The organism is Streptomyces sp. NPDC031049 (genome assembly GCF_055571015.1).
Genome location: NZ_JBVIGC010000004.1, coordinates 283,739 through 306,720, shown reverse-complemented (window position 1 = coordinate 306,720; position 22,982 = coordinate 283,739). Strand labels below are relative to the sequence as shown.

General features: G+C 72.9%; 21 protein-coding genes. 18 read left to right on the top strand and 3 right to left on the bottom strand.

Annotated elements, in window-relative coordinates:
- Window positions 1-62 precede the first annotated feature (62 nt).
- From ACZ45Q_RS09105 to ACZ45Q_RS09095, 3 genes are all read right to left on the bottom strand, one after another.
- Window positions 63-1,262 (bottom strand): pyridoxal phosphate-dependent aminotransferase, encoded by a 1,200-nt coding sequence (locus tag ACZ45Q_RS09105; RefSeq protein ID WP_468257125.1) that lies wholly within the window; start codon window positions 1,260-1,262, stop codon window positions 63-65.
- Window positions 1,263-2,379: 1,117 nt separating this feature from the next.
- Complete coding sequence (locus ACZ45Q_RS09100; RefSeq protein WP_468257122.1) at window positions 2,380-3,609, bottom strand: helix-turn-helix domain-containing protein; 1,230 nt, start codon at window positions 3,607-3,609, stop codon at window positions 2,380-2,382.
- 154 nt (window positions 3,610-3,763) lie between these two features.
- The gene (locus tag ACZ45Q_RS09095; protein ID WP_468257119.1) at window positions 3,764-4,129 is read right to left on the bottom strand and encodes a GntR family transcriptional regulator; all 366 of its coding nucleotides are present in this window, start codon (window positions 4,127-4,129) and stop codon (window positions 3,764-3,766) included.
- Window positions 4,130-4,394: 265 nt separating this feature from the next.
- On the opposite strand from ACZ45Q_RS09095, the gene ACZ45Q_RS09090 reads away from it, so the two are divergent.
- The 18 genes from ACZ45Q_RS09090 (at window position 4,395) to ACZ45Q_RS09005 (ending at window position 22,876) form a co-directional block, all read left to right on the top strand.
- Complete coding sequence (locus tag ACZ45Q_RS09090; protein WP_468257117.1) at window positions 4,395-4,649, top strand: hypothetical protein; 255 nt, start codon at window positions 4,395-4,397, stop codon at window positions 4,647-4,649.
- Entirely contained in the window at window positions 4,646-5,383 is a 738-nt protein-coding gene (locus ACZ45Q_RS09085) for a helix-turn-helix domain-containing protein (RefSeq protein WP_468257114.1), read from the top strand. The genes ACZ45Q_RS09090 and ACZ45Q_RS09085 overlap by 4 nt, the downstream gene beginning before the upstream one ends.
- Window positions 5,380-6,798 (top strand): replication initiator protein RepSA, encoded by a 1,419-nt coding sequence (repSA, locus tag ACZ45Q_RS09080; RefSeq protein WP_468257111.1) that lies wholly within the window; start codon window positions 5,380-5,382, stop codon window positions 6,796-6,798. The genes ACZ45Q_RS09085 and repSA overlap by 4 nt, the downstream gene beginning before the upstream one ends.
- Window positions 6,795-6,989, top strand: a complete 195-nt coding sequence (locus tag ACZ45Q_RS09075) for a helix-turn-helix transcriptional regulator (protein WP_468257108.1) — start codon at window positions 6,795-6,797, stop codon at window positions 6,987-6,989. Before repSA ends, ACZ45Q_RS09075 begins: the two co-directional genes overlap by 4 nt.
- Window positions 6,989-8,251, top strand: a complete 1,263-nt coding sequence (locus ACZ45Q_RS09070; protein ID WP_468257105.1) for a tyrosine-type recombinase/integrase — start codon at window positions 6,989-6,991, stop codon at window positions 8,249-8,251. The genes ACZ45Q_RS09075 and ACZ45Q_RS09070 overlap by 1 nt, the downstream gene beginning before the upstream one ends.
- Before the next feature lie 877 nt (window positions 8,252-9,128).
- Window positions 9,129-9,677, top strand: a complete 549-nt coding sequence (locus ACZ45Q_RS09065; protein ID WP_468257103.1) for a DUF2617 family protein — start codon at window positions 9,129-9,131, stop codon at window positions 9,675-9,677.
- 88 nt (window positions 9,678-9,765) lie between these two features.
- On the top strand, window positions 9,766-11,463 hold the full coding sequence (locus ACZ45Q_RS09060; protein ID WP_468257100.1) for a polyamine aminopropyltransferase: 1,698 nt from the start codon (window positions 9,766-9,768) through the stop codon (window positions 11,461-11,463).
- A gap of 296 nt (window positions 11,464-11,759) precedes the next feature.
- Complete coding sequence (locus ACZ45Q_RS09055; protein ID WP_468257096.1) at window positions 11,760-13,040, top strand: sensor histidine kinase; 1,281 nt, start codon at window positions 11,760-11,762, stop codon at window positions 13,038-13,040.
- A complete protein-coding gene (locus ACZ45Q_RS09050; protein WP_468257093.1) occupies window positions 13,037-13,786 on the top strand; it encodes a response regulator in 750 nt (249 codons plus the stop codon). The genes ACZ45Q_RS09055 and ACZ45Q_RS09050 overlap by 4 nt, the downstream gene beginning before the upstream one ends.
- An 82-nt stretch (window positions 13,787-13,868) precedes the next feature.
- Window positions 13,869-14,942: an SRPBCC domain-containing protein gene (locus tag ACZ45Q_RS09045; protein WP_468257090.1), complete on the top strand. Its 1,074-nt coding sequence runs from the start codon at window positions 13,869-13,871 to the stop codon at window positions 14,940-14,942.
- Between the two features lie 106 nt (window positions 14,943-15,048).
- A complete protein-coding gene (locus ACZ45Q_RS09040; RefSeq protein ID WP_468257087.1) occupies window positions 15,049-15,837 on the top strand; it encodes an aldose epimerase family protein in 789 nt (262 codons plus the stop codon).
- A gap of 10 nt (window positions 15,838-15,847) precedes the next feature.
- On the top strand, window positions 15,848-16,396 hold the full coding sequence (gene pyrE, locus ACZ45Q_RS09035) for an orotate phosphoribosyltransferase (protein WP_468257084.1): 549 nt from the start codon (window positions 15,848-15,850) through the stop codon (window positions 16,394-16,396).
- Between the two features lie 158 nt (window positions 16,397-16,554).
- A complete protein-coding gene (fbaA, locus tag ACZ45Q_RS09030; protein ID WP_468257081.1) occupies window positions 16,555-17,586 on the top strand; it encodes a class II fructose-bisphosphate aldolase in 1,032 nt (343 codons plus the stop codon).
- Window positions 17,587-17,731: 145 nt separating this feature from the next.
- Window positions 17,732-18,145 carry a DUF3151 domain-containing protein gene (locus ACZ45Q_RS09025; RefSeq protein ID WP_468257078.1) on the top strand — a complete coding sequence of 138 codons (414 nt, stop codon included), beginning with the start codon at window positions 17,732-17,734 and terminating at the stop codon, window positions 18,143-18,145.
- 142 nt (window positions 18,146-18,287) lie between these two features.
- Window positions 18,288-19,103 carry a tryptophan 2,3-dioxygenase gene (locus ACZ45Q_RS09020; RefSeq protein ID WP_468257075.1) on the top strand — a complete coding sequence of 272 codons (816 nt, stop codon included), beginning with the start codon at window positions 18,288-18,290 and terminating at the stop codon, window positions 19,101-19,103.
- Window positions 19,096-20,340 carry a kynureninase gene (kynU, locus tag ACZ45Q_RS09015; protein ID WP_468257072.1) on the top strand — a complete coding sequence of 415 codons (1,245 nt, stop codon included), beginning with the start codon at window positions 19,096-19,098 and terminating at the stop codon, window positions 20,338-20,340. Before ACZ45Q_RS09020 ends, kynU begins: the two co-directional genes overlap by 8 nt.
- 316 nt (window positions 20,341-20,656) lie before the next feature.
- Window positions 20,657-21,583 carry an alpha/beta hydrolase gene (locus tag ACZ45Q_RS09010; protein WP_468257069.1) on the top strand — a complete coding sequence of 309 codons (927 nt, stop codon included), beginning with the start codon at window positions 20,657-20,659 and terminating at the stop codon, window positions 21,581-21,583.
- 345 nt (window positions 21,584-21,928) lie between these two features.
- Window positions 21,929-22,876 carry an alpha/beta hydrolase gene (locus ACZ45Q_RS09005; RefSeq protein ID WP_468257066.1) on the top strand — a complete coding sequence of 316 codons (948 nt, stop codon included), beginning with the start codon at window positions 21,929-21,931 and terminating at the stop codon, window positions 22,874-22,876.
- The last annotated feature ends 106 nt before the right edge of the window (window positions 22,877-22,982 follow it).

The following is a 22,982-nucleotide window of genomic DNA, read 5'->3' as shown; positions in this document are numbered from 1 at the left end:
GGCCCCCTCGGTGCCGTGCCGGGACCGGGCTCTCGCCGTACCCGCCCGGACCCGGCCCCGGCTCAGCCGGTGAGCCCCTTGAGCCGGGCCGCGGCCTCCTCCAGGACGGCGGTGCGCTTGCAGAACGCGAAGCGGACGAAGGGGGCGCCGGCCTCCCGGTGGTCGTAGAAGACCGCGTTGGGGATGGCGACCACGCCGGCGCGTTCCGGCAGGGCGCGGCAGAAGGCGAAGCCGTCGCTCTGCCCGAGGGGGCGGATGTCGGTGGTGATGAAGTACGTGCCGGCGGGGCGGTGGACGCCGAAGCCGGCCTCCGTCAGGCCCGCCGCGAGCAGGTCCCGCTTGGCCCGCAGATCGTCCCGCAGCCCGGTGAAGTAGGAGTCGGGCAGCGCCAGCGCCTCGGCGACGGCGTACTGGAAGGGACCCGCGGAGACGTACGTCAGGTACTGCTTGGCCGATCGGACCGCCGTGACCAGCGCCGGGGACGCCGTGATCCAGCCGACCTTCCAGCCGGTGAACGAGAACGTCTTGCCGGCCGAGGAGATGGTGACCGTCCGCTCCCGCATCCCCGGGAACGACGCCAGCGGAACGTGCTCGGCGTCGTCGAAGACCAGGTGCTCGTACACCTCGTCCGTCACCACCAGCAGGTCCCGCTCGACGGCCAGCTCGGCGATCGCCGCCAGCTCCTGGCGGGTCAGCACGGTCCCGGTGGGGTTGTGCGGGGTGTTGATCAGCAGCAGGCGGGTGCGGTCGGTGACCGCGTCCCGCAGCTCGTCCAGGTCCAGGCGGAAGGGCCCGTGGCCCTCGGCGGGCGGGCGCAGCGTGACCGGCACCCGGGTGCCGCCCGCCATCGCGATGCACGCCGCGTACGAGTCGTAGTACGGCTCGAACGCGATCACCTCGTCGCCCGGTTCCAGCAGGGCCAGCAGCGCCGCCGCGATGGCCTCGGTGGCGCCCGCGGTGACCAGGACCTCGGTGTCGGGGTCGTAGGTCAGGCCATGGTGGCGGCGCTGGTGCCCGGCGACCGCCGCCCGCAGCTCGGGGATGCCGGGGCCCGGCGGGTACTGGTTGCCGCGCCCGTCGCGCAGCGCCCGTACGGCGGCCTCCCTGATCTCCTCGGGGCCGTCCGTGTCCGGGAAGCCCTGGCCCAGGTTGATCGCCCCGGTCCGCACCGCCAGGGCGGACATCTCGGCGAAGATCGTCGTCCCGAACTCGGCGAGCCGGCGGTTGAGGAAGGGGCGCGAGGTGGAGGTCATGCGGCTCATCCTGCGCGGAAGCTCTGGAGTTCCTCAACTCTGCTTCGTTGATGACCACCTGCGCCGATGCCTGAAACACCGCCTCTGAGCAGGGGAGGAGCCGTCACCGACTGTCGTCGTCTGTCGTCGTTGGGCACCCCCGCACGGCCCAGAGACGGCCCGAGCGGGGGTGCCGCATTCGCGTCAGGAGGTGGAGTCTGTTGCGCCCCCCTCGTTCCGCTGGTCACGGTTGATGCGCCAAACGGCCACAGCTCGACGTGCCGCGTAGGTGATAGACGTGACCACGAGCGAACTCGTCGCACCGATGATCAGGTCGTAGATGAAGCCCTGCATAACTCTCCGTAGGCAGCTTGAAGCTACCCACCGGATGAGCGGGCTTAAGCGACGTCGGCCGATCATTGATCGGCAGGAAGGTAACCCCGTCCTCGCACAGGGGCCGCGACAGGCCGCAGCCCACTCATGGTAGCAGAGAGATGTCAAGCTCCTCTTGCCCTGCCTCGGCTGCCGCTTCGAGCAGAGACCACCACTTGTCCGCCTTGACCTGTGGGCTGCGCCCGCACTTCGGACATAGGAACGTGTACGAGCCTCGGCTCACCATCGACCTGGGCTCGGCTTCTCGCATGGGCGGCGCAAAGTGCTGAAACGCGAGGCCCATACCTCGGTCACTGCTGTGCAGTCGAGCGGTCGTTAGCCGGATCCGGCGGTGCTGGTGGCGATCCGTACAAATGATCGCCACAAACACGCGCTCTTCTTCGGCCTCGGGCACATAACCACCGTACCGGTGCTCCAGGTCGGCGGAGCGGCTTTGGGCTGGAGCTGCTTTGGGGCGAGTGATCATGGCCCCGTAAGCTGATGGCGAGTCGGGCAGTCTGTGGACCTGCCCGTTAAAGCACGACGTTGGGGCCATGATCTTCGAGGCTCGCCCCAAAGTGGCTGCCTAAAGCCGTGGAGCCGACCGCCCCAGCCACAGAGGGGTTCCCCCATCCCACGCCCCCGCAGTCGCCTGCGCGCCGCCGGGCGCGGCCAGCCGGGGCGAAGACAGGAGGCAGGCCGCGCCGCAGAGGCGGCGCGCTCCCGCGCCGTGCGCGGGGGCCTTGATGAGGTAGAGAAACCTGTAACACCTCAGCTATGAGCGGCTCAGTGCCGTGAGGTGATCGAGGTACTCCCGGCCCGTCGGCTCGTTGGCGAAGTCTCGGTTGACGATGGCCGCAAGCTCGCGGCTGACCATGAGCAAAGACGGCAGAGACTGCCGGTCGCCCTTCAAAGCCCACTCGCCGTAGTTCACGGCCTGGTCCAAATCGCCCTGCCGCGCGGCGACCACGCCCAGCGTGATCCGCGCCTCCGCCATACGCATCGGTGATCGCTCGGACCCGTCGAAGTCGGTACCCGACCGGATCACCTCGTTGGCAAGGTTCTCTGCGAACCGGTCCTCTCCCAACAGCCGGTAGCAATCCATCGCGTAGAAGTCGAACTTTGCCGGGTCCACGACGAAGTGGTGATCGAGGTTCTCGGGGTACGGCATCCCTTCGAGGAGCTTTCGCCCTCGATCCAATGCGACTTCCGTCTGCCGACGGTCGCCCAGTCGCGCCCAAGCCTTCGCCTCCTGGCCGGCGAGCTGGACGGCTACACCGTGGCTTGGAGCCGTCTCCGCCCCAGCTTGGGCCGCCGCGAGGATTCCGCGGTAGTCACCCGTGGTCAGCGCGAACCATGCCCGCATCTCGTGAGCCCAACCGGCGATCTCCGCGTTACCGGATTCGTGGGCTAAAGACAGGGCGGCCTTACGGGTGCTCTCGGCTGCGGCCCGGTCACCCATGTCGTACTCGACGCACCCGATCAGGAGGGCAAGCCAACCGGACAGCGTGAGTACCTCGCGGTGCTGCGCGAGCGTGAGCCGCTGGGACTGGAGCCCGGCTACTCGCTTGAGCCACTGCCGACCTTCGGCGGCAAGCTGCCCGCTAGGCAGGAACGGGTACTCCGAGCACAGACGGTCGGTAGTGATCCGGAGGGCTTCCAGCGTGGCGTTGTCCACGTCGGACGCCTGCAACCTGCTGATGATGTCCAGCGTCTCCATGCCGCTGACGGCTGCGATCTCCGCGTTCCCGTCCCGCTTCCCGGCTACTGGGAAGATCGCGTGAGTGACTGTCCCGAAGGTTGCCGCGATGATCGGCTGGTAGAAGTCGCTCGGCATGACTTCGCCGGACTCCCACCGCTTCCACTGCCGCACCATGCTGGAGCCCTCAGGCAAAGGCTTCGGGGCGTGCGCCCGGAGCGCGGCGACAACCTCGGCCTGCGACCACTGCCGAGCTTCCCGCTCCGAGGCAAGCCGTCGCGCCCACGCGGGCCGTTGGTCACTCATCTGCTGCCTCCTATCGGATGCCTGCCTTCGAGTCTGGCACTCAGACAGTTGGTGACACGGCGGGTGACAGGGGGTTGGCACCACGGATGTCCCCCAGTGACACCGGACGTGTCCCTAGTGCCTCCGTCGCTTGCCGCGCATGGTGGATCACCAGTCAGGCACTGCTCGGGAACTGAGCACGCTTCTCCAACTCGGCCACCCGGGCGGCAAGTTGCTGAATCTCGGAGTGGATGGCGTTGATCTCATCTCGGTTAACCGGCCCGCCGGCATCCCGCCCGGCCTCGCCTGCGCCCTGCGGGGACTGCACGAAGTACCCGCGGTTCGGCACCGAGACGATCACACCCTCATCTGAGAGCAGCTTGAGCGCGCTGCCTGCCGTCACCGTGGTGACCTTGAACCGGTCGGCCACCTCGCGCAGCGATGCAAGCCGGTGCCCCGCCGGTAGCTCGGCGATCTCTTGGCGCAGGGTGTCCGCGATCTGCACCTTCTTCGGCCTGGGGTCGTGGGCTCTAACCGTCATGTGCCGAGCGTACAGAGATTGGCGACATAGCACACCCTATGTCGCACTACCTCTTGTGATCTAGTCTGCTCTATAGCAGAGTAAGTCACGCGGCTGAGCCGCGAATGCCCCGGAGGGCGACGCACCTACCGCCAAGCAGACCGCCGCCCTCCTTCGTCCCTCGAAGGGAGCTTCCATCATGGCTGGACTTCTGGAGGTTTCGCACGTCGCCTCCCTGGCTGATGCTGCGGATTCGTGCCGAGACTGCTTCGGCTCGCTGGCAAGCGTGGACAGCGGGGAGCTGTCGGGTGTTCCGGGTGCGGTGGTGCCGTGCATCTGCGTTCCGTCCTTCGGTGCCCGCTGGGAGTGCTCGGACGAGTCCGGCATCCGGTGTGCCTGCTGGATGGCGCGGTGGCCGGTCAACGGAGGGCACACCGGCGTCGTGCCGCTGGCCCCGGAGGAGTTCGAAGACGACAGCCCGCTGTACCGGCCGTGCTCGATCCACTCCGTGGTCCGCGTCTCTCTGGCGGTGGCCCGATGACCGCCACCACGATCTCCGGGAATGAGCGGCTGCGTGCCGCGATGGTCGCTGCGAACGTCACGATCGAGGGCCTGGCCGGTCACCTCGGAGTGGACCCCAAGTCGGTGGACCGCTGGCTGAACTCGGACCGGACCCCGCACGCCCGTAACGCCGAAGCCGCCGCCAAGCTCCTCGGTGCGGATGCCTACCACCTGTGGCCCAAGCTCGGACAGCGCCACCGCTCCACGCCGACCGCTCAAGACGAGGTCGTCGCCTGCTACCCGATGCGCTCCACCGTCCCCTACGGCCTGTGGCGCTCGACCCTGGCCAACGCGACGACGGTCATCGACCTGGCGGTGTCCAACCTGCTGTTCCTGGCCGACGCGGTGTGGGACTTGCCTGCGCTGCTGGCCGACAAGGCAGCGGCCGGCGTCCGGGTCCGCATCGTCACCCCGCAGGACCCGGCCGGTCCGGTCACCGGCCTGGGGGATGTGTTCCCCTCGCTGCTGGACGTGCCCGGCCTGCGGCTGTCCACCCATGCGGGTCTGCGGGCGGATGTGATGCGCGCGGATGACGACCTGCTGGTCACCACGCCGATCGATGGGCTCACCCCGGCTCTGGCCCCGGTCCTGCACCTGCGCCGCCTGGGTCCGGCTCCGATGGTCGGCGGCTACCTGGCCACCCTCGATCACCTCTACGCCACGGCCACCCCGACCCGACCCGCCACCCCTCACCTGCGGGCGGTGGCCGCGTGACGTACCTGCCCGTTTCCCCGGCCGCTGTCGCTGACGTGGCGGCGGCTGTGGGCACCGACCCCCTCACCCTCGCCGACCTTCTCCGCGTGGCCAACGCTCCGGGTTTCGACCGCTGGCGCGAGCAGATCCGCCGCACCGGCGGCTGCTCCCATCCGATCCACCTGCAAGGGACCACGGTCACCCGCGACGCCAAGACCGGTGACGTCCTGTACTCCTACTCCACCGAGCAGGAGCCGGGCGGACGCCTCCGGGTGGCCTGCGGCAACCGCCGTGCCTCCCGCTGCCCTGCCTGCGCCTGGACCTACGCCGGGGACACCTACCACCTGATCCGCGCCGGGATCACCGGCGACGAAAGCAAGGACGTGCCCGCCACTGTGCGGGATCACCCCCGCGTCTTCGCCACCCTCACCGCCCCGTCCTTCGGCCCGGTCCACAACCGGCCCACCTCCGGGCGCTGCCGCTGCGGTATTCAGCACGCCGAGACGGACCCCGCCCTGGGCACGGCCCTGGACCCGGAGAGCTACGACTACGCCGGGGCAGTGCTGTTCAACAACCACGCAGGCGACCTGTGGCGCCGCTTCACCATCTACCTGCGCCGCGAGATCGCCACCCGTGCGGGCATCACCCAAGCCGCCCTGCGCGAGGAATGCCGGGTCTCCTTCGGCAAGGTCGCTGAGTTCCAGAAACGCGGGGCTGTCCACTTCCACGCTGTGGTCCGCCTCGACGGCCCCGGCGGCCCGGACACCGCCCCGCCGGCGTGGGCCACCCTCGCCCTGCTGGACGCTGCGATCCGGGCCGCCGCCGCCCGCGTCGCCGTCCCCGTCCCGGCCGCCGGTGACTTCCCCGCCCGCACTCTGCGCTGGGGAACGCAGGTCGACGTGCAGCCCATCGGCGCTCTGGGCCACGAGGAGCTGACCGAACAGGCCGTCGCCTCCTACGTCGCCAAGTACGCCACCAAGGCCGCCGAGACCACCGGCACCGTCGACCGCCGCATCGGGGAGCTGGCCGAACTCGACCGCCTCGACCTGCCCGCCCACACGCGGCGGCTGATCGAAGCCTGCTGGGCGCTCGATGGCGCCTACCCCGACCGGCTGCTGGCCCGGTGGGCTCACATGCTCGGCTTCCGCGGGCACTTCTCCACCAAGTCCCGCCGGTACTCCACCACCCTCGGCGCCCTGCGCCAGACCCGCGCCGACTACCGCGCCCGGCAGGAACGCCGCGAACGCGGGCTCTCCGAAGACCTCGACGACATCGAGGGCTCCACGCTCGTTCTCGCCCACTGGACCTACGCCGGACAGGGCCACAGCCCCGGCGAATCCTGGCTCGCCGCCACGATCGCGAAGGAGATCCGACTGAACCGAGAGACAGCACGTGAAGCACTGGCCGACATGGACGACTGGGAGGTGTGCGCATGAGCTGCCTGCCACAGCAGTACCTCACCCCGGAAGACCTCGTGGTGCTGCTCCGCCTGCCCAGCGTCGACACCGTCTACCAGTGGCGCCGCAAGGGCACCGGCCCCCGTGGCTTCCGCGTCGGCCGGCACCTCCGCTTCGACCCCGAAGACGTACGCGCCTGGGTCGAGTCCCTCATGGAAGGGGCCGCCTAATGGCCGGACATATTCAGGACCGCTGGTACAGGACCGAGACGGCCCCCGGCGGCAAGACCATCCGCGTCAGGACCGACCGCCACGGCAAGGGCATGCGCTACCGCGCCCGCTACGTCGGCCCCGACGGGACTGAGAAGTCCAAGAGCTTCCCCGACGGCAAGAAGCGGCTCGCCGAGAAGTGGCTGAGCGCGATTGAGACCGACATGACGCGTGGTCAGTACACCGACCCCAAGTCCGTGCGGATCACCTTCCGGCAGTACGCAGAGAAGTGGCTGGACACCAAGACCTCCAGTCCGATGACCCGGAAGGAACTCGGCCGGCGCCTGCGGCTCCACGTCTATCCGGTGCTTGGCTCCCGTCCGGTCGGGACCTTCCGGCCTGAGCACATCAGGGAGCTGCTGGCCGCACTGGAGGCGAAGCCCGGCGTGAGTGCTTCCTACACCCGGAACATCTTCGCGGATGTCCAGTCGGTCCTGTCGGCCGCTGTTGACGACACGCTCCTGTCCCGCAACCCGTGCAGTGCGCGGACCGTACGGCGGCCCAAGCCCGACGCGCACCCGGTGGTCCCGTGGGAGCCTGCCCAAGTGTTCGCCGTTCGAGCGGCCCTGCTGGAGCGCTACCGGGCCATGGTCGATGTCGGCGCCGGGTGCGGCCTGCGTCAAGGCGAGGTCTTCGGCCTGGCCGAGGACGCCATCGACGTCGTCGGGCGCACGCTTCACGTGGTCCGGCAGATCAAGCACGTGGAAGGGCACCCGGTCTTCGCGCTGCCTAAGGGCGGCAAGAAGCGGGACGTGCCGCTGCCCGACTCTGTGGCGGAAGCGCTGCGAGCCCACATGGATGCCTTCAAGCCTGCGGAGATCACGTTGCCCTGGAACGTGCCGGAGGGGCCGAAGGTGTCTGCCCGGCTGATCTTCACGGCTGAGCAAGGCGGCATGGTGTGGCGGAGCAACTTCAACGGCAAGGAGTGGAAGCCCGCTCTTGCGGCTGCCGGGCTCATCCCGGAAGCCGACGATGACGGCAAGTACGTGTCGGCGCGCGAACACGGGATGCATGCCCTCCGGCACTTCTACGCCTCCGCACTGCTGGACGCCAGCGAGAACATCAAGGCGGTCAGTGAGTACATGGGGCATGCCGATCCGGGTATGACCTTGCGGGTGTACGCCCACCTGATGCCCGACAGCCGCGAGCGGGCCCGGCGTGCCATCGACAGCCTGTTTCAGCGTCGCTCTCACGAAGATCACGGCCCCCAGACGGCCCAGTGAAGCCCGCACGGCCCCTGATCTGCCCTTCTGTGCAGGTCAGGGGCCGTCGTCGTCCGAGAACCCTCTGAAGTTCCTCAACTCTGCTTTGGCGCGGGGCGGGCCCGGGCATGTCCCGGTCACACAACGCGGTGACACACGTAGTGACACTCGCAGTCACACACGCGGTCACACGCGAGCGAGGCGCCCACGGGGGGTTGCTTCGAGGCTTCGGGCATCGAAAGGGGGATGGCGCCATGGTGTTCGGCATCGTCCTGGCAATGATCGCGCTGGTGGTCGTGGTGGCGGTCCTGGCCACCCGGCGGCGGGTCCTGCCGCACGGCGCGACGACGGCGCCGCGCCGCACCCGGCGTTCCAGCTGGTGGGCGGACGGGGGCGGTTCGTCCCACGGGGGGAACGGCTGCGGGGGCGGGTCGTCCTGCGGGGGAGGGTCCTCCTGCGGGGGAGGCGGCGGATGCGGCGGAGGCAGCTGACACGGGGCAGCTGAGCTTCGAAAGCGGGGAACCGCATCCCCACCACGGGGTCCGCGCCTGGGAGCGGACCCCGTCCCGCGTGTCCGGGGCGCGGCCCGCGTCCGGCGCCGCGCGTGCGCACGGCTCGGGCGGGTGTTGGCGCGCACCGGCGTGCGCGCAACGGCGGGGGCGTGCGCCGAGGTTGAACAGTTGCGCTGTGGGGCCCTCTGAGGGATGGAAACACCACGAAGTTGGGTAAAAACGCTGTGGCGGCGCCACAGTTCATGATTCGCTCTCCCTCACCGACACAGCCCCTCGGACCCCCCTCGGACCCCACCGGCCGACAGGGCTGACCGGGCCGCACGCCCGGCGTGACCGGCGTGCACTGGACCCGCCCCTTCCCTTTTGTGTCCTTGCGGAGCCGATCCATGCTCACGACCCTGAACACCGCCTATACCGACACGCGCGCCGCCGACCTCGCCTGGGCCCTGGGGCGCGAACCGCTGCCCGCGCTGGCCACCCTCGACCTGGAACTGGGCGACGCGAAGATGCAGTTGAGACTCCTCGGCGCCTCCCACCAGGTGCTCCTGGAGGAGGAGCGGGGTGTGTGCTCGGAGACGGTGGCGTGCATCCCGGGCAGCAGCACCCCCCTGCCGCTGGGCGTCGCCAAACGGGTCGGCGACTGGGAGTACGAGTTCGCGGCCCGCGTGGAGCTGCTGTCGCCCGGCTCCTTCGCGGGCCGCGCCCAGGAACTGCTCGCCCTGGTCTCCGACCATCCGCACGGCCTGGCCGGCGTCTTCCCCGGCAGCCCGCACGCGTTCACCGCCCTGCTCGCCCAGCGCCACGAGGGGCAGGTGCACTGGCGGACCTGGCACGCCTACCCGCAGGACGGGCACCTGGTGGCCACCCGGACGCGCGTCGGCGTGCGCACACCGGTGCCGGCCACGGCGTCGCAGCTCAGCCCGTCCGGGGTGTGAACGGGTTAAACCCGCGGTGCGCAGATGAGCGACAGCTCCACACGTGTGGGTGACGAAGCGCACCGAATCAGTGACGTAACGTCACACCGTGATCGAGCAGCACGCCCCCGCCCCACGCGGCACTGCGCCACCCTGGGCCACCCCTGGCGGTCCGGCCGTGTCCGGCGGCGGGGACGCGTGCGCCGACCCCGCCGGACCGGCCGGCGGCGACGCCCCCGGGCCCGCCACCGCGTGGCTGCCCGTCCGGCCGGGCACCGGGCGGTTCCTGGTGCTCGCGGGCGTCTTCGTCTGTGCGGCCTGCGGACTCGTGTACGAACTCGTCCTGGTCGCCCTCGCCTCGCACCTGATGGGCGACTCGGTCACCCAGGCCTCCGTCGTGCTGTCCGTCATGGTGTTCGCGATGGGCATCGGCTCGCTCGCCGCCAAGCGGCTGCGCCGCAGGGCCGCGGTCGCGTTCGGCGCCATCGAGGCCGTCCTCGCCCTCGTCGGCGGTTGCAGTGCCATGGTGCTGTACGCCCTCTTCGCCTGGACCGGCGCCTGGGGCGGACCGTGGGCGTACGGCCCGCGGTTCCTGCTGGTCGCCTTCTCGCTCGCCATCGGCCTGCTGATCGGCGCCGAGGTCCCCCTGCTGATGGAGCTGATCCAGCGCATCCGCCGCCAGGACGCGGGCGGCGCCGTCGCCGACCTGTTCGCCGCGGACTACGTCGGCGCCCTCATCGGCGGCCTGGCCTTCCCCTTCCTCCTGCTGCCCGTCCTCGGCCAGCTGACCGGCGCCCTGCTCATCGGCATCGTCAACGCCTGCGTCGGCGCCGGCCTGGTCCTCGGCCTGTTCCGGCGGGACCTGACCCGCGGCGACCGCCGGCTGCTGCTGGCCGCCAACGCCGCCGTCCTCGCGCTCCTCGTCGCCGCCACCGCCCTGGTCGACGACTTCGAACGCGCCGCCCGGCAGGCCGTCTACGGCCCCGACGTGCGCGTCGCCCTCCAGACCGGCGTGCAGGACGTGGTCCTCACCGGCGGCACCGGCGACCGGCCCCCGGGGCTGTATCTGAACGGCCTGCGGCGGGCCGGCGGGGAGCCGAGCCGCTACCACGAGGCGCTCGTCCACCCCGCCCTCGCCGGGCGCCACACGCGCGTGCTGATCCTCGGCGGCGGCGACGGCCTCGCCCTCCGCCAGGTGCTGCGCCATCCGGACGTCCGCCGGGTGGACGTCGTCGTGTACGACGCCGGCCTCGCCCGGCTGGGCCGCACCGACCCGGCCCTGTCCGCGCTCAACGGACACGCCTTCGACGACCGCCGGGTGCGGGTGCTGACGGGCGACGCCTTCCACCGGCTGCGCGGGGCGCCCCCGGCCACGTACGACGTGGTGGTCTCGGACCTGCCCGACCCCGCCGTCACGGCCGGGGCGAAGCTGTACTCGCAGGAGTTCTACGGCCTGGCCCGGCGGGTGCTGGCGCCCGGCGGGCGGCTGGTGGTGCACGCCGGTCCGGTCGCGCGGCCCGAGGTGTTCTGGACGGTGGACTCGACCCTGCGCGCCGCCGGGTTCCGTACGGTGCCCTACCGCGTGACCGGCCGGGACGCCGGACGTCCGGCGGAGACCGGCCGCACCCCCGCCGACTGGGGATTCCTGCTGGCCGGCGCCCGTACCAGCCCCGAACTGCGCCTCGATCCGGACGGCGCCCGGCCGCGCACGCTCACCCCGGCGGCGCTCGCCGCCGACGCCCGCGCGGCGGCCCGCACCCGCGTTCCCGGCCTGCCGCCGTCGACGCTCACCCATCCCCGCTACTGACCGGGCCGCCCGGCGGCGCGGTCGCCGCCGCTGCCACGGTCGCCGCCGCTGCCACGGTCGTCGTCGCCGGACGAGCCGCGCGGCGGTCCGCCCTCCCCCGGAAACAGGGACGGACCGCCGCGACCCCCGGGTGGACCGTTCGCACCGAGAACATACGGCCGTACCGCCGGTGTCCGAATCCCGCTCCGGGTGGACCCGCCCCCAACCTGCGCGGTAGACGCCGGGTGCCGCCTACGACTTCCGCGGTACGGCACCGAGGGGACGCGTCCGCCCGCCCCCGGCCGTACCCTGCGGCAATGCGTCTGCACCCGCTGGCGGCCGACGGCCTGATCGCCGTGGCGCTGACGACCGTGGCCGCCCTGCTCGGCACCGAGGCCGCCGCCCAGGGGTGGCCCGCGCTCGACCCGCTCGCCTGGTCCCTCGTCGCCGCCGTCAACCTGCCCCTCGTGCTGCGCACCCGGGCCCCGGTCGCCGTCTGCCTCGCCGTGCACGCCTGCTGGACCGTGTACATCGCCCTGGGCGAGTGGCCGGTGGTGGGTTCCTTCGGCCCGATGCTCGCCGTCTACACGGTCGCCTCCCTGCGCCCCACCAGGACCGCCGCGGCCTGCGCCGCCCTGCTGGCCGGGGTGTGGGTCTGCGCCGGACTGGTCACGGACTCCGCCGTCATGGCGTCCGTGGCCGGCCAGGCCGTGGGGTTTCCGCTGGTGCTGTGGCGGTTCGGGTACGTCGCCCGCAGGACCGCGGAGCTGACCCGGCGGCTCCGCGCCGAACACGCCGAACGGGCCCGGCGCGAGGTCGCCGAGGAGCGGGTGCGCATCGCGCGCGAACTCCACGACGTGGTCGCCCACCACATCGCCGTCATCAACGTCCAGGCCGGCCTGGCCCGGTTCGTCTTCACCTCCGACGCCCGCACCGCCCGCGAGTCCCTCGACACCATCGAGGGCGCCAGCGGCGAGGCCCTCGCCGAACTGCGCCGGATGCTGGGGCTGCTGCGCGCGGACGGTGTGCAGGGCGCCGAGAGCGGCCCCGCGCCCGGCCTCGACCAGCTTCAGGAGATGGCCGCCCGCGTGCGCGCGGGCGGCGTGGCCGTGGAACTGGGTGTCACCGGCGAGCCCCGCCCGCTGCCGCCCGGTGTGCAGTTGTGCGTGTACCGGATCGTCCAGGAGGCGCTGACCAACGTCCTCAAACACGCGCCCGGCGCCCGCGCCACCGTGGAACTCGCCTACCGGGCGGGCCAGGTGACGGTGTCGGTGACCGACGACGGGGCGGGACGGGCGCCGGAAGGAGAAGGGGCGGAAGCCGGAGCACGAGGGGCGGGGGGAAGAGGAGCGGAAGGAAGGGGAGCCGGAGGAAGAGGACTGCACGGAAGTGGGCTGGAGGGACTGCAAGGCAGGGGGCGGGAACCGGACAGCTTGGCCGGACGGGGCGGCCACGGCTTGATCGGCATGCGGGAGCGCGCCAAGCTCTACGGCGGGACGATCGCCGTCGGCCCGCGCAGCGAAGGGGGTTTCGGCGTGCACCTGACCTTGCCGACGCCGGCACCGGCCGCACACCGGAAAGACGCCGTCACCGAATGACCGACCAGCACACCGACCGCCGTACCGACTCCGGGCCCGGCCCGGTCAGGGTGCTCGTCGTCGACGACCAGTTCCTCGTCCGCAGCGGCCTGGCCATGCTGCTGCGCGCCGCCCCCGGCATGGAGGTGGCCGGGGAGGCCGCCGACGGTGCCCAGGCGGTGGAGCTGGCCGCCCGGACCCGGCCCGACGTGGTCCTGATGGACATCCGCATGCCCGGCATGACCGGCATCGAGGCCACGTCGCGCATCCTCGCCGAGGCGGTGGACCCGGCGCCCCGGGTGCTCGTCCTGACCACCTTCGACCTGGACGAGTACGTCTACGGTGCCCTGCGCGCCGGCGCCTCCGGCTTCCTGCTGAAGGACGCCGGCCCCGAACGGCTGCTGGCCGCGATCACCGCCGTGCACGGTGGCGACGCGCTGTTCGCCCCCGCGGTCACCCGGCGTCTGGTGGAGGCGTTCACACAGGTGGCCGACAGCGCGGCGCGCGGCTCGGAACCGGCGCCGGAACTGACGGCGCTGACCGGCCGGGAGGTCGAGGTCCTGGAGCTGGTCGCCCGCGGCCTGACCAACGCCGAGGCCGCCGAGCGCCTCTTCATCAGCGAGGCCACGGTCAAGACCCACCTCAACCGCACGATGGCCAAGCTGGGCCTGGCCAGCCGCGCCCAGGCGGTGGTGCTGGCGTACGAGACGGGCCTGGTACGGCCGGGCGGCGGCCCGGCCCCCTCCGGCGCGGGCGCGGCGCGCTGAGGCCCTGACGCCCGGGGCGCGGCCCCACGACTTGGTGCCGACGGGGGGTGGACGCGGCGGCTCGTGGGTAGGCTGCGTCGACATGGAGCATGAGGTGTTCGTTCCGGTACCGGCCGAGCGGCTCAGGGAGGTGCTGGCCGACCCCGCGCGGGTCGCCGGCGCGGTGCCCGGGCTCCAGCAGGACGCGGGCGCCGAACCCGTCGCGGGCCGGCTGAAGGTGCGCGTCGCCGGCCACTCCATCACCTACCGCGGCGCGGTGCGGCTGTCCGCGCAGGGGGACGGCGGCTGCGCGGCCGAGGGCGAGGGAACCGAGGCGCGCGGCAGCGGCAAGGCCGCGTTCTCGCTGACGGTGCGCCTGCGGGACGCCGAGGGCGGCGCCACGGTGGCGTTCGCCGGGACGGCCACGGCGGACGGCCGGGTCGCCGAGCTGCCGCAGGACGCGGTCGCCTCGGCCGTGCACCGGCTGCTCACCCGCTTCGCGGAGAACCTGGCGGCGGCCGTGCCCCAGGCGGCGCCGGGTTCCGTCGAGTCCCTGGCCACGGAGGACTTCGAGCCCGCCGCCACCGGCGACCTCGACGCGGCCCCGGACGCGGACGACGCCCCGGTACCACCGGCACCGCCGTCCGAGCCGGCCGCTCCCACCGAGCCGGCCGCTCCCACCGAGCCGGCCGCTCCCACCGAGCCGGCCGCTCCCACCGAGCCGGCCGCTCCCACCGAGCCGACGGGACCCGCTGCCTCCGACGCGGCAGCCTCCGACTCCACCGCCTCCGACGCCGCCGCCTCCGACTCCCCCGACGCGGCGGCCGACTCCGCCCGCCCCGCCGACGCGGCCGACACCGACGCGGCCGACCCCGCCACCCCGGCGGAGCCCCCCGCGCCCTCCGTCTTCGACGCCGAGATCCCCCCGTCCTCCCTCGACCCCACCGCCGACGCGGAGTCCGACGAGCCGCCCGCCGAGGCGGCACACGCGCGGCGGACGATGATCGGGCGCAGCGCCGAGGAGGTGGACCACGCCCCGCCGCGGGGCCGGTACGCCCCCGTCCCCGCGCCCCAGTCGGCCGGCCCCGGCACCTCCCTGCGCTGGGTGGCCCCCGCCGCGGCACTGGTCGTGGCGTCGGCGGTCGTCGTCGGCCGCGCACTGCGCCGCCGCAGGTGACCGCGGCCGGAGCAGGCGCCGGGTCAGTGGCTGGGGCAGGCGCCGGTGCGGTGGCCGGAGCCGTTCGGCGTGGGCGCCCTCTTGATCGCCCCAGTAGGGTCGTCCCGTGAGTAACGAAGAGATCACACTGGCCGCGGGCGACGCGGAGGCGACCGTCCACCCGGGCAACGGCGGACGGATCGCCGGACTCCGGGTCGGCGGCGTGGAGCTGCTCCGTCAGGGCGACCGGTACGGCTGCTTCCCGATGGTCCCCTGGTGCGGCCGGATCCGCGAGGGCCGCTTCCGTGACGGCGCGACCGTCCACCAGATGCCGGTCAACAGCCCGCCCCACGCCATCCACGGCACCGCCCGCGACGCCGCCTGGCGCACCGCCCGCAGTACGCGGGACGAGGCCGTCCTCACGTACGACCTGACCGAGCCCTGGCCCTACCCCGGCCGGGTCACCCAGCGCGTCGAGCTCACCGAGGACGCCCTCACGCTGGCGATGTCCGTCGAGACGTACGAGTCGTCGTTCCCGGCGCAGATCGGCTGGCACCCGTGGTTCAACCGCACCGTCGACGGCACGGACGTCGCCCTCGCCTTCGACGCCGCCTGGCAGGAGGAGCGCGGCGACGACCACCTGCCCACCGGCAACCGCACCGACCCGAAGCCCGGCCCCTGGGACGACTGCTTCGGCATGCCCGGCGGCGTCGACGTCACCCTCACCTGGCCCGGACTGCTGGAGCTGAAGGTGACCAGCCCCGAGGAGTGGGTGGTGGTCTACGACGAGCAGGACGCCGCCGTGTGCGTGGAGCCGCAGACCGGCCCGCCCAACGGCCTGAACACCCTCCCGCGCCTGGTCACGCCGCTGGAGCCGCTGGAGGCCACCACGACCTGGAGCTGGCGGCGGCTTTAAGCTGGCCACCATGAGTGAGGTACGCGGCGCGCTGCTGCAGCAGATCAAGGACAAGGCCGTGGTGCACGGCAAGGTGACCCTCTCCTCGGGTCTGGAGGCCGACTACTACGTCGACCTGCGCCGCATCACCCTGGACGGCGAGGCCGCGCCGCTCGTCGGGCAGGTGCTGCTGGACCTGACCGCCGACCTTGACTTCGACGCGGTGGGCGGGCTGACCATGGGCGCCGACCCGGTCGCCGCGAGCATGCTGCACGCCGCCGCCGCGCGGGGCCGGAGGCTGGACGCCTTCGTCGTCCGCAAGGCCGCCAAGGCGCACGGCCTCCAGCGCCGCGTCGAGGGCCCGGACATCAAGGGCCGCCGGGTCCTGGTGGTCGAGGACACCTCCACCACCGGCGGCTCCCCGCTCACCGCCGTCGAGGCCGTGCGCGAGGCCGGTGCCGAGGTGGTCGCCGTCACGACGATCGTCGACCGGGCGACCGGCGCCGCCGAGAAGATCCAGGAGGGCGCCGGGGTGCCGTACCTGTACGCCTACTCCAAGGACGAGCTGGGCCTCGACTGAGCCCCGCCCGGGATACCGGCCCGAGGTCCACTCGGCCGATTCCGCTTCGTCTGGAAAGATGGGGCCGACGATGACGTCGCCCCCAAGGTGCCCCATGGTCTAGGTCAGGGCCGTAAGCACGTACGACACAGCCCACCCGCACATACAAGGAGCGGACAATGCCCATCGCAACTCCCGAGGTCTACAACGAGATGCTGGACCGGGCGAAGGCAGGCAAGTTCGCCTACCCGGCCATCAACGTGACCTCCTCCCAGACCCTGCACGCGGCGCTGCGCGGCTTCGCGGAGGCGGAGAGCGACGGCATCGTTCAGATCTCCACCGGTGGCGCCGAGTTCCTGGGCGGCCAGCACAGCAAGGACATGGTGACGGGTGCCGTCGCCCTGGCCGAGTTCGCGCACATCGTCGCCGAGAAGTACGACGTGAACATCGCGCTGCACACGGACCACTGCCCGAAGGACAAGCTCGACGGGTACGTCCGCCCGCTGCTGGCGGTCTCCGAGGAGCGCGTCAAGGCCGGCCGCAACCCGCTGTTCCAGTCCCACATGTGGGACGGCTCGGCGGAGACCCTGGCCGACAACCTGTCCATCGCGCAGGAGCTGCTGGAGCGCGCCAAGGCCGCCAAGATCATCCTCGAGGTCGAGATCACCCCGACCGGCGGTGAGGAGGACGGCGTCTCCCACGAGATCAACGACTCCCTCTACACCACCGTGGACGACGCGGTCCGCACCGCCGAGGCCCTCGGCCTGGGCGAGAAGGGCCGCTACCTGCTCGCCGCCTCCTTCGGCAACGTCCACGGCGTGTACAAGCCGGGCAACGTGGTGCTGCGCCCCGAGCTGCTGAAGGAGCTGAACGAGGGCGTCGCCGAGAAGTACGGTCAGCCGGCCGGCAGCAAGCCGTTCGACTTCGTCTTCCACGGCGGCTCCGGCTCCACCGAGGAGGAGATCCGGACCGCGCTGGAGAACGGCGTGATCAAGATGAACATCGACACGGACACCCAGTACGCCTTCACGCGGCCGGTCGCCGACCACATGTTCCGCAACTACGACGGCGTCCTGAAGGTCGACGGCGAGGTCGGCAACAAGAAGACCTACGACCCGCGCACCTGGGGCAAGCTGGCCGAGGCGTCCATGGCGGCCCGCGTGGTCGAGGCCTGCGGCCACCTGCGCTCCACGGGCACGCGCATCAAGTAACCGGCGCGGCGGCCGTGCCGGGGACCGATCCCCGGCGACGTCCGGCAAGGTCTGGCGAGGCCGGCCCATGGTCCGGCGAGGCCCGGCATCCCTGGGATGCCGGGCCTTCGGCATATGCCCTCATCGGATGCCGCAGACTGGTCCCATGGCCATTCACGAGAACCTCCTCGGGGGACCGCCCCCGACCCACCTCCCCGACGACCCCGGGCCGCGCGAGCTGCTCGCGGGCGGCACCTCGCCCGCCGACGTCGCCGCCCAGCACCCCACCTCCTCGCTGGCCTGGGCACAGCTGGCCGACGAGGCCTTCGAGCGGGGCAGCGTCGTGGAGTCGTACGCCTACGCCCGCACGGGCTACCACCGCGGTCTGGACGCCCTGCGCCGCAGCGGCTGGAAGGGCCACGGCCCGGTGCCCTGGGAGCACGAGCCGAACCGCGGCTTCCTGCGCGCCCTGCACGCCCTCGCCCGCGCCGCGCAGGCGATCGGCGAGAAGGAGGAGTACGAGCGCTGCACCCAGTTCCTGCGCGACTCCTCGCCGACGGCGGCCGACGTCCTCGGCTAGCCGGTGCCCGACGGGCCCGCCCGTGGACGGGCGGGCCTTGCGGTTTCCTGGGACCATTGCGGAGGATGCCAGGTGGGGACCGGGGCCCCGTGCCGGTAACGGCAGGGCGGACCGCTACCCGGAGTGCCATCAGGAGACAGCGATGTCCCACGACGCCCCGAATCTCGACTTCGAGGGCAGCACGCCGTACGAGGACTATGTCAAGGCGGACGTGCTCACCCATCTCCAGCACACCCTCTCCGACGATCCCGGAGAGATGGTCTTCCTGGTCACGACCCAGGTGATGGAGCTGTGGTTCACCGTCATCGTCCACGAATGGGAGACGGCCGCGCGGGCGCTGCGCGGCGACGACCTGCGGACGGCGACCGACGCGCTGAAGCGCTCGGTGCGCGAGCTGGAGGCGCTGAACGCCTCCTGGACCCCGCTGGGGCAGCTCACCCCGGCCCAGTTCAACTCCTACCGCGGTGCCCTCGGCGAGGGCTCCGGCTTCCAGTCGGCCATGTACCGCCGCATGGAGTTCCTGCTCGGCGAGAAGTCCGCCTCCATGCTCGTACCGCACCGCGGCTCGCCGCGCGTCCACGCGGAGCTGGAGAAGGCGCTGCACGAGCCGAGCCTGTACGACGAGGTGGTCCGGCTGCTGGCGCGGCGCGGGTACGACGTCCCGGACGCCGTCCTGAACCGCGAGGTGTCCCAGCCGTACCAGGCGTCGCCGGAGGTCGAGGCGGCCTGGACGGCCGTGTACGCCGGTGACCAGAACGGCGAGCTGGCCCGGCTCGGCGAGGCGCTGACCGATGTCGCCGAACTGGTGTGGCGCTGGCGCAACGACCACCTGGTCGCCACCCGGCGCGCGATGGGCGCCAAGACCGGCACCGGTGGCTCCGCCGGGGTGGCCTGGCTGGAGAAGCGGGCCCGCAAGAACGTCTTCCCCGAGCTGTGGACGGCGCGGTCCCATGTCTGAACTCATCAGTGCGGCAGAGGAGCTGGACGCCGCCGACGCGCTGCGCGGGCTGCGCGACCGGTTCGTCCTGGACGACGTCGTCTACCTGGACGGCAACTCGCTGGGCGCGCTGCCCGCCGCCGTGCCCGGCGCCGTCGAGGACGTCGTGCGGCGGCAGTGGGGCGAGCTGCGCATCCGCTCCTGGGAGGAGAGCGGTTGGTGGACCGCGCCCGAGCGGATCGGCGACCGGATCGCCCCGCTGGTCGGGGCGGCCCCCGGGCAGATCGTCGTGGGCGACTCCACCAGCGTCAACGTCTTCAAGGCGCTCGTGGCCGCCGTGCGGATGGCGCGGGAGGACGGGGACGGGACGGGGGAGGAGAGCGGGGCCGGGACCGGCGACGCCGCCCGGGCGGGGGCTCGGGACGAGATCCTGGTCGACGCGACCACCTTCCCCACGGACGGTTACATCGCCGAGTCGGCCGCCCGGATGACGGGGTGCGCGCTGCGCCCCGTGACACCGGCCGAGGTGCCGGCGGCGCTCGGGGAGCGCACCGCCGCCGTCCTGCTCAACCACGTCGACTACCGCACCGGCCGGCTGCACGACCTGCCCGGCCTCACCGCCGCCGTGCACGCGGCGGGGGCGTACGCCGTATGGGACCTGTGCCACAGCGCGGGCGCCCTGCCGGTCGGCCTGGACGAGCACGGCGTGGACCTGGCGGTGGGCTGTACGTACAAGTACCTCAACGGCGGGCCCGGTTCGCCCGCCTACCTGTACGTGCGCCGGGAACTCCAGGACCGCTTCGACTCGCCGCTGCCCGGCTGGAACTCGCACGCCGAGCCGTTCGGGATGGCGTCCGCGTACGCGCCGGCGGCCGGTGCCCTGCGGGGGCGCGTCGGCACGCCGGACATCCTCTCCATGCTCGCCCTGGAGGCGGCCCTGGAGGTGTGGGAGGGGGTGTCGGTCGAGGCGGTGCGGGCCAAGTCGCTCGCGCTGACCGACTTCTTCCTGCGGTGCGTGGCGCGGTACGTGCCCGAGGGGCGGGTGGAGTGCGTGACGCCGACGGCGCACGACGAGCGCGGCAGCCAGGTCGCGCTGCGGTGCCAGGGTGCCGGGGACGTGATGAAGCGGCTGATCGGACGCGGGGTGGTCGGCGACTTCCGCCACCCGGACGTCCTGCGCTTCGGCTTCACCCCGCTGTACGTCGGCTTCGCGGACGTGGAGCGGGCGGCACGGGTGCTGGGGGAGGTTCTGGAGTAGCGGGGGCGGTCGGGCCGGGGATGGGGGCGGCCGGGGCTGAGGGCCGAGGGCTGAGAGCCGGGGGGGGGTGCCGGTGCCGGTGCCGGCATCCGGGGGCGTGGGCCGGTCCCGGTGTCGGTACCCGGGGTGTGGGCCGGTGCCGGGGCAGCGGGTCCGTCCGGGCGGCTCCGGGCGGCGTCCCCCGCCGGCTCACCCAGCGTGACATTCCCATGTACCCGCACGTCACCGGCCTGATAGCGTCCCGCCATCGGCCGATTGTCGTTCCCCCGGCCCCCATCACGTTCCCGACACGGTTGTGACGCTGAGAGGTTGGAGCATGCCGGACGCTGCCGCAGAGACGGGGCACGCCGCCGCGCGGAACGCCGCGGAGGAGGCGTCGCTCTTCTCCCGCCCCGCGGTCGATCCCGACCTCACCTCGGCCTACGGCGACCATCCCGACCAGGTGATCGACTTCTACGTCCCGCGTGCCGTGGCCGGGCCGGGCGGTCCCGCGCCCGTGGTGGTCGTACTGCACGGCGGTGCCTGGCGCGCGCCGTACGACCGGCGGCACATGAGCCCGTTCGCCGGATTCCTGGCCCGCCGCGGCTTCGCGGTGGCGAGCGTGGAGTACCGGCGGGGGCCTGCCGGCGGCGACGCCGGGAGCGACGGGGTCCGTGACGGCGACCGCGGGGGCGATCCGGTGGCCGGGCGCTGGCCCGAGACCTTCGACGACGTGGCCGCCGCGATCGACGCGCTGCCCGCGCTCCTGCGGGAGCACCTGCCACAGGCCGATCCGCGCCGCATGGTGCTCACCGGACACTCGGCCGGCGGCCACCTGGCGCTGTGGGCGGCGGCCCGGCACGTGCTGCCCGCCGACGCACCCTGGCGCGTCGAGCGTCCCGCCCCGTTGCGCGGTGTGGTCGCCCTCGCGCCGATCGCCGACCTCGCCGTCGCCGACAAGCTGTCCGTGTGCGGCGGCGCGGCGCGCCAACTGCTGGGCGGAACCGAGGCGTTCGCGGGACGCCGGCCGTACGCGGACCCGGCGCTGCTGCTCCCGACCGGCATCGCGACCACGCTGGTCCAGGGACGCACCGACGCCGACGTGCCGCAGGCGGTGGCCGAGTCGTACGCGGACGCGGCGGCCCGGGCCGGTGAGGTGGTGGGCGTGACGCTGCTGGAGGACGTCGGTCACTTCCCGCTGATCGACCCGGCGGCGGACGCCTGCGCGGTGGTCGCGGAGGAGATCGCGCAGTTGGCGTGGTGAGGGGCTCCCCTCTCCACCGTTCCTCGCTGTCGGTACCTGCCATGCCTGGCTGTCGTACCCGTCATACCTGAGAGCTACCTGGCAGATGAGCTCCTCGGTGTGACGCGGTCTACGGGTGACGCTCCGTAACTTCCTCTCCACGGGCGCCTGATGGGCGGGCGCAGCGAGAGGGGAGCGGTCATGGCACGGGGGGCGACGGGACACCGGCGGCACGGCACCGCCCGACGGCCCCGCGCCGGCCGAGGGCCCGACGCCGGTCGAGGACCCCGCGCCGGACGGTGGCGCGGCGTCGGCAGGCGGCCGGATGCCGGCCGAGGACCCGGCGTCGCCCGGTGGCTGCGCACCTTGCTCGCCGCCCTCGTCGTGTGCGCGCTGGCGCTGCCCCTCTCGGCCGCCGCGCGCCCCGGCATCCCCGCTCCGCCGCCCGCCGCACCGGCCCCGGTGACGGCGGCGACGCTGGAGGCGACGTACGCGGCGAACCGGGCCAACGCCGCCGAGGCGTCCCGCATGGCCGCCGCCCACGGCGACCGCCGCCGCGCCGTCGCCGACCGGAAGCTGGCCGACCCCGCCCGGCATCTGCTCGCCTTCGACGGCCGCGGGGCCGGCCGGGCCACGGAGGTCTTCGGCGACCTGGCCGGCGCCGACCGCGTCGCCGTCCTGGTGCCCGGTTCCGACACCCGCCTGGAGACCTACGACCGGTTCCGCGCCGCCGCCCTCGCCCTGCACCGGCGGCTCGCCGCGCAGGCCCCGCAGGGCCCGCACACGGCGGTCGTGGCCTGGCTGGGCTACGAGACGCCCGGCACGGTGAGCACCACCGTCCTCACCGCCGACCGCGCCGACCGGGCCGCCCCACGCCTGCGCGCGCTGGTCCGTTCCCTGCGCCCCGTCACCGGTCCGGACGCGCGTCTCACCCTGGTCTGCCACTCCTACGGCTCCGTGGTCTGCGCCCGGGCCGCCCCCGGCCTGCGCGCCCCCGGCCCCCGGGTCACCGACCTCGCCCTGGTCGGCAGTCCCGGCACGGGCGTGGACACGGCGGCCGAGCTGGACACGGACGCCCGCGTCTGGGCGGCCCGCGGCACCGACGACTGGGTGGAGCACGTGCCCCACCTCAGCGCCGGCCTGTTCGGCACCACCGTCGGCTTCGGCACCGACCCGGTCTCCCCGTCCTTCGGCGCCCGTGTCTTCGACGCCGGTGACGGCGGCCACAGCGACTACTTCGACCCCGGCTCCCCGTCCCTGGCGAACCTCGCGCGGATCGTCCTGGGACACACGAAGGAGGTGACCCGTGCCTGACGTCGGCACCCCGCGCCGCAGCGCGGACCGTACCGCGCGCAGCGGCCCGCGCCGCCGCGTCCCGCACGACCGCACCCGGCAGGGCGGACCGGTCGGCCCGGCATCG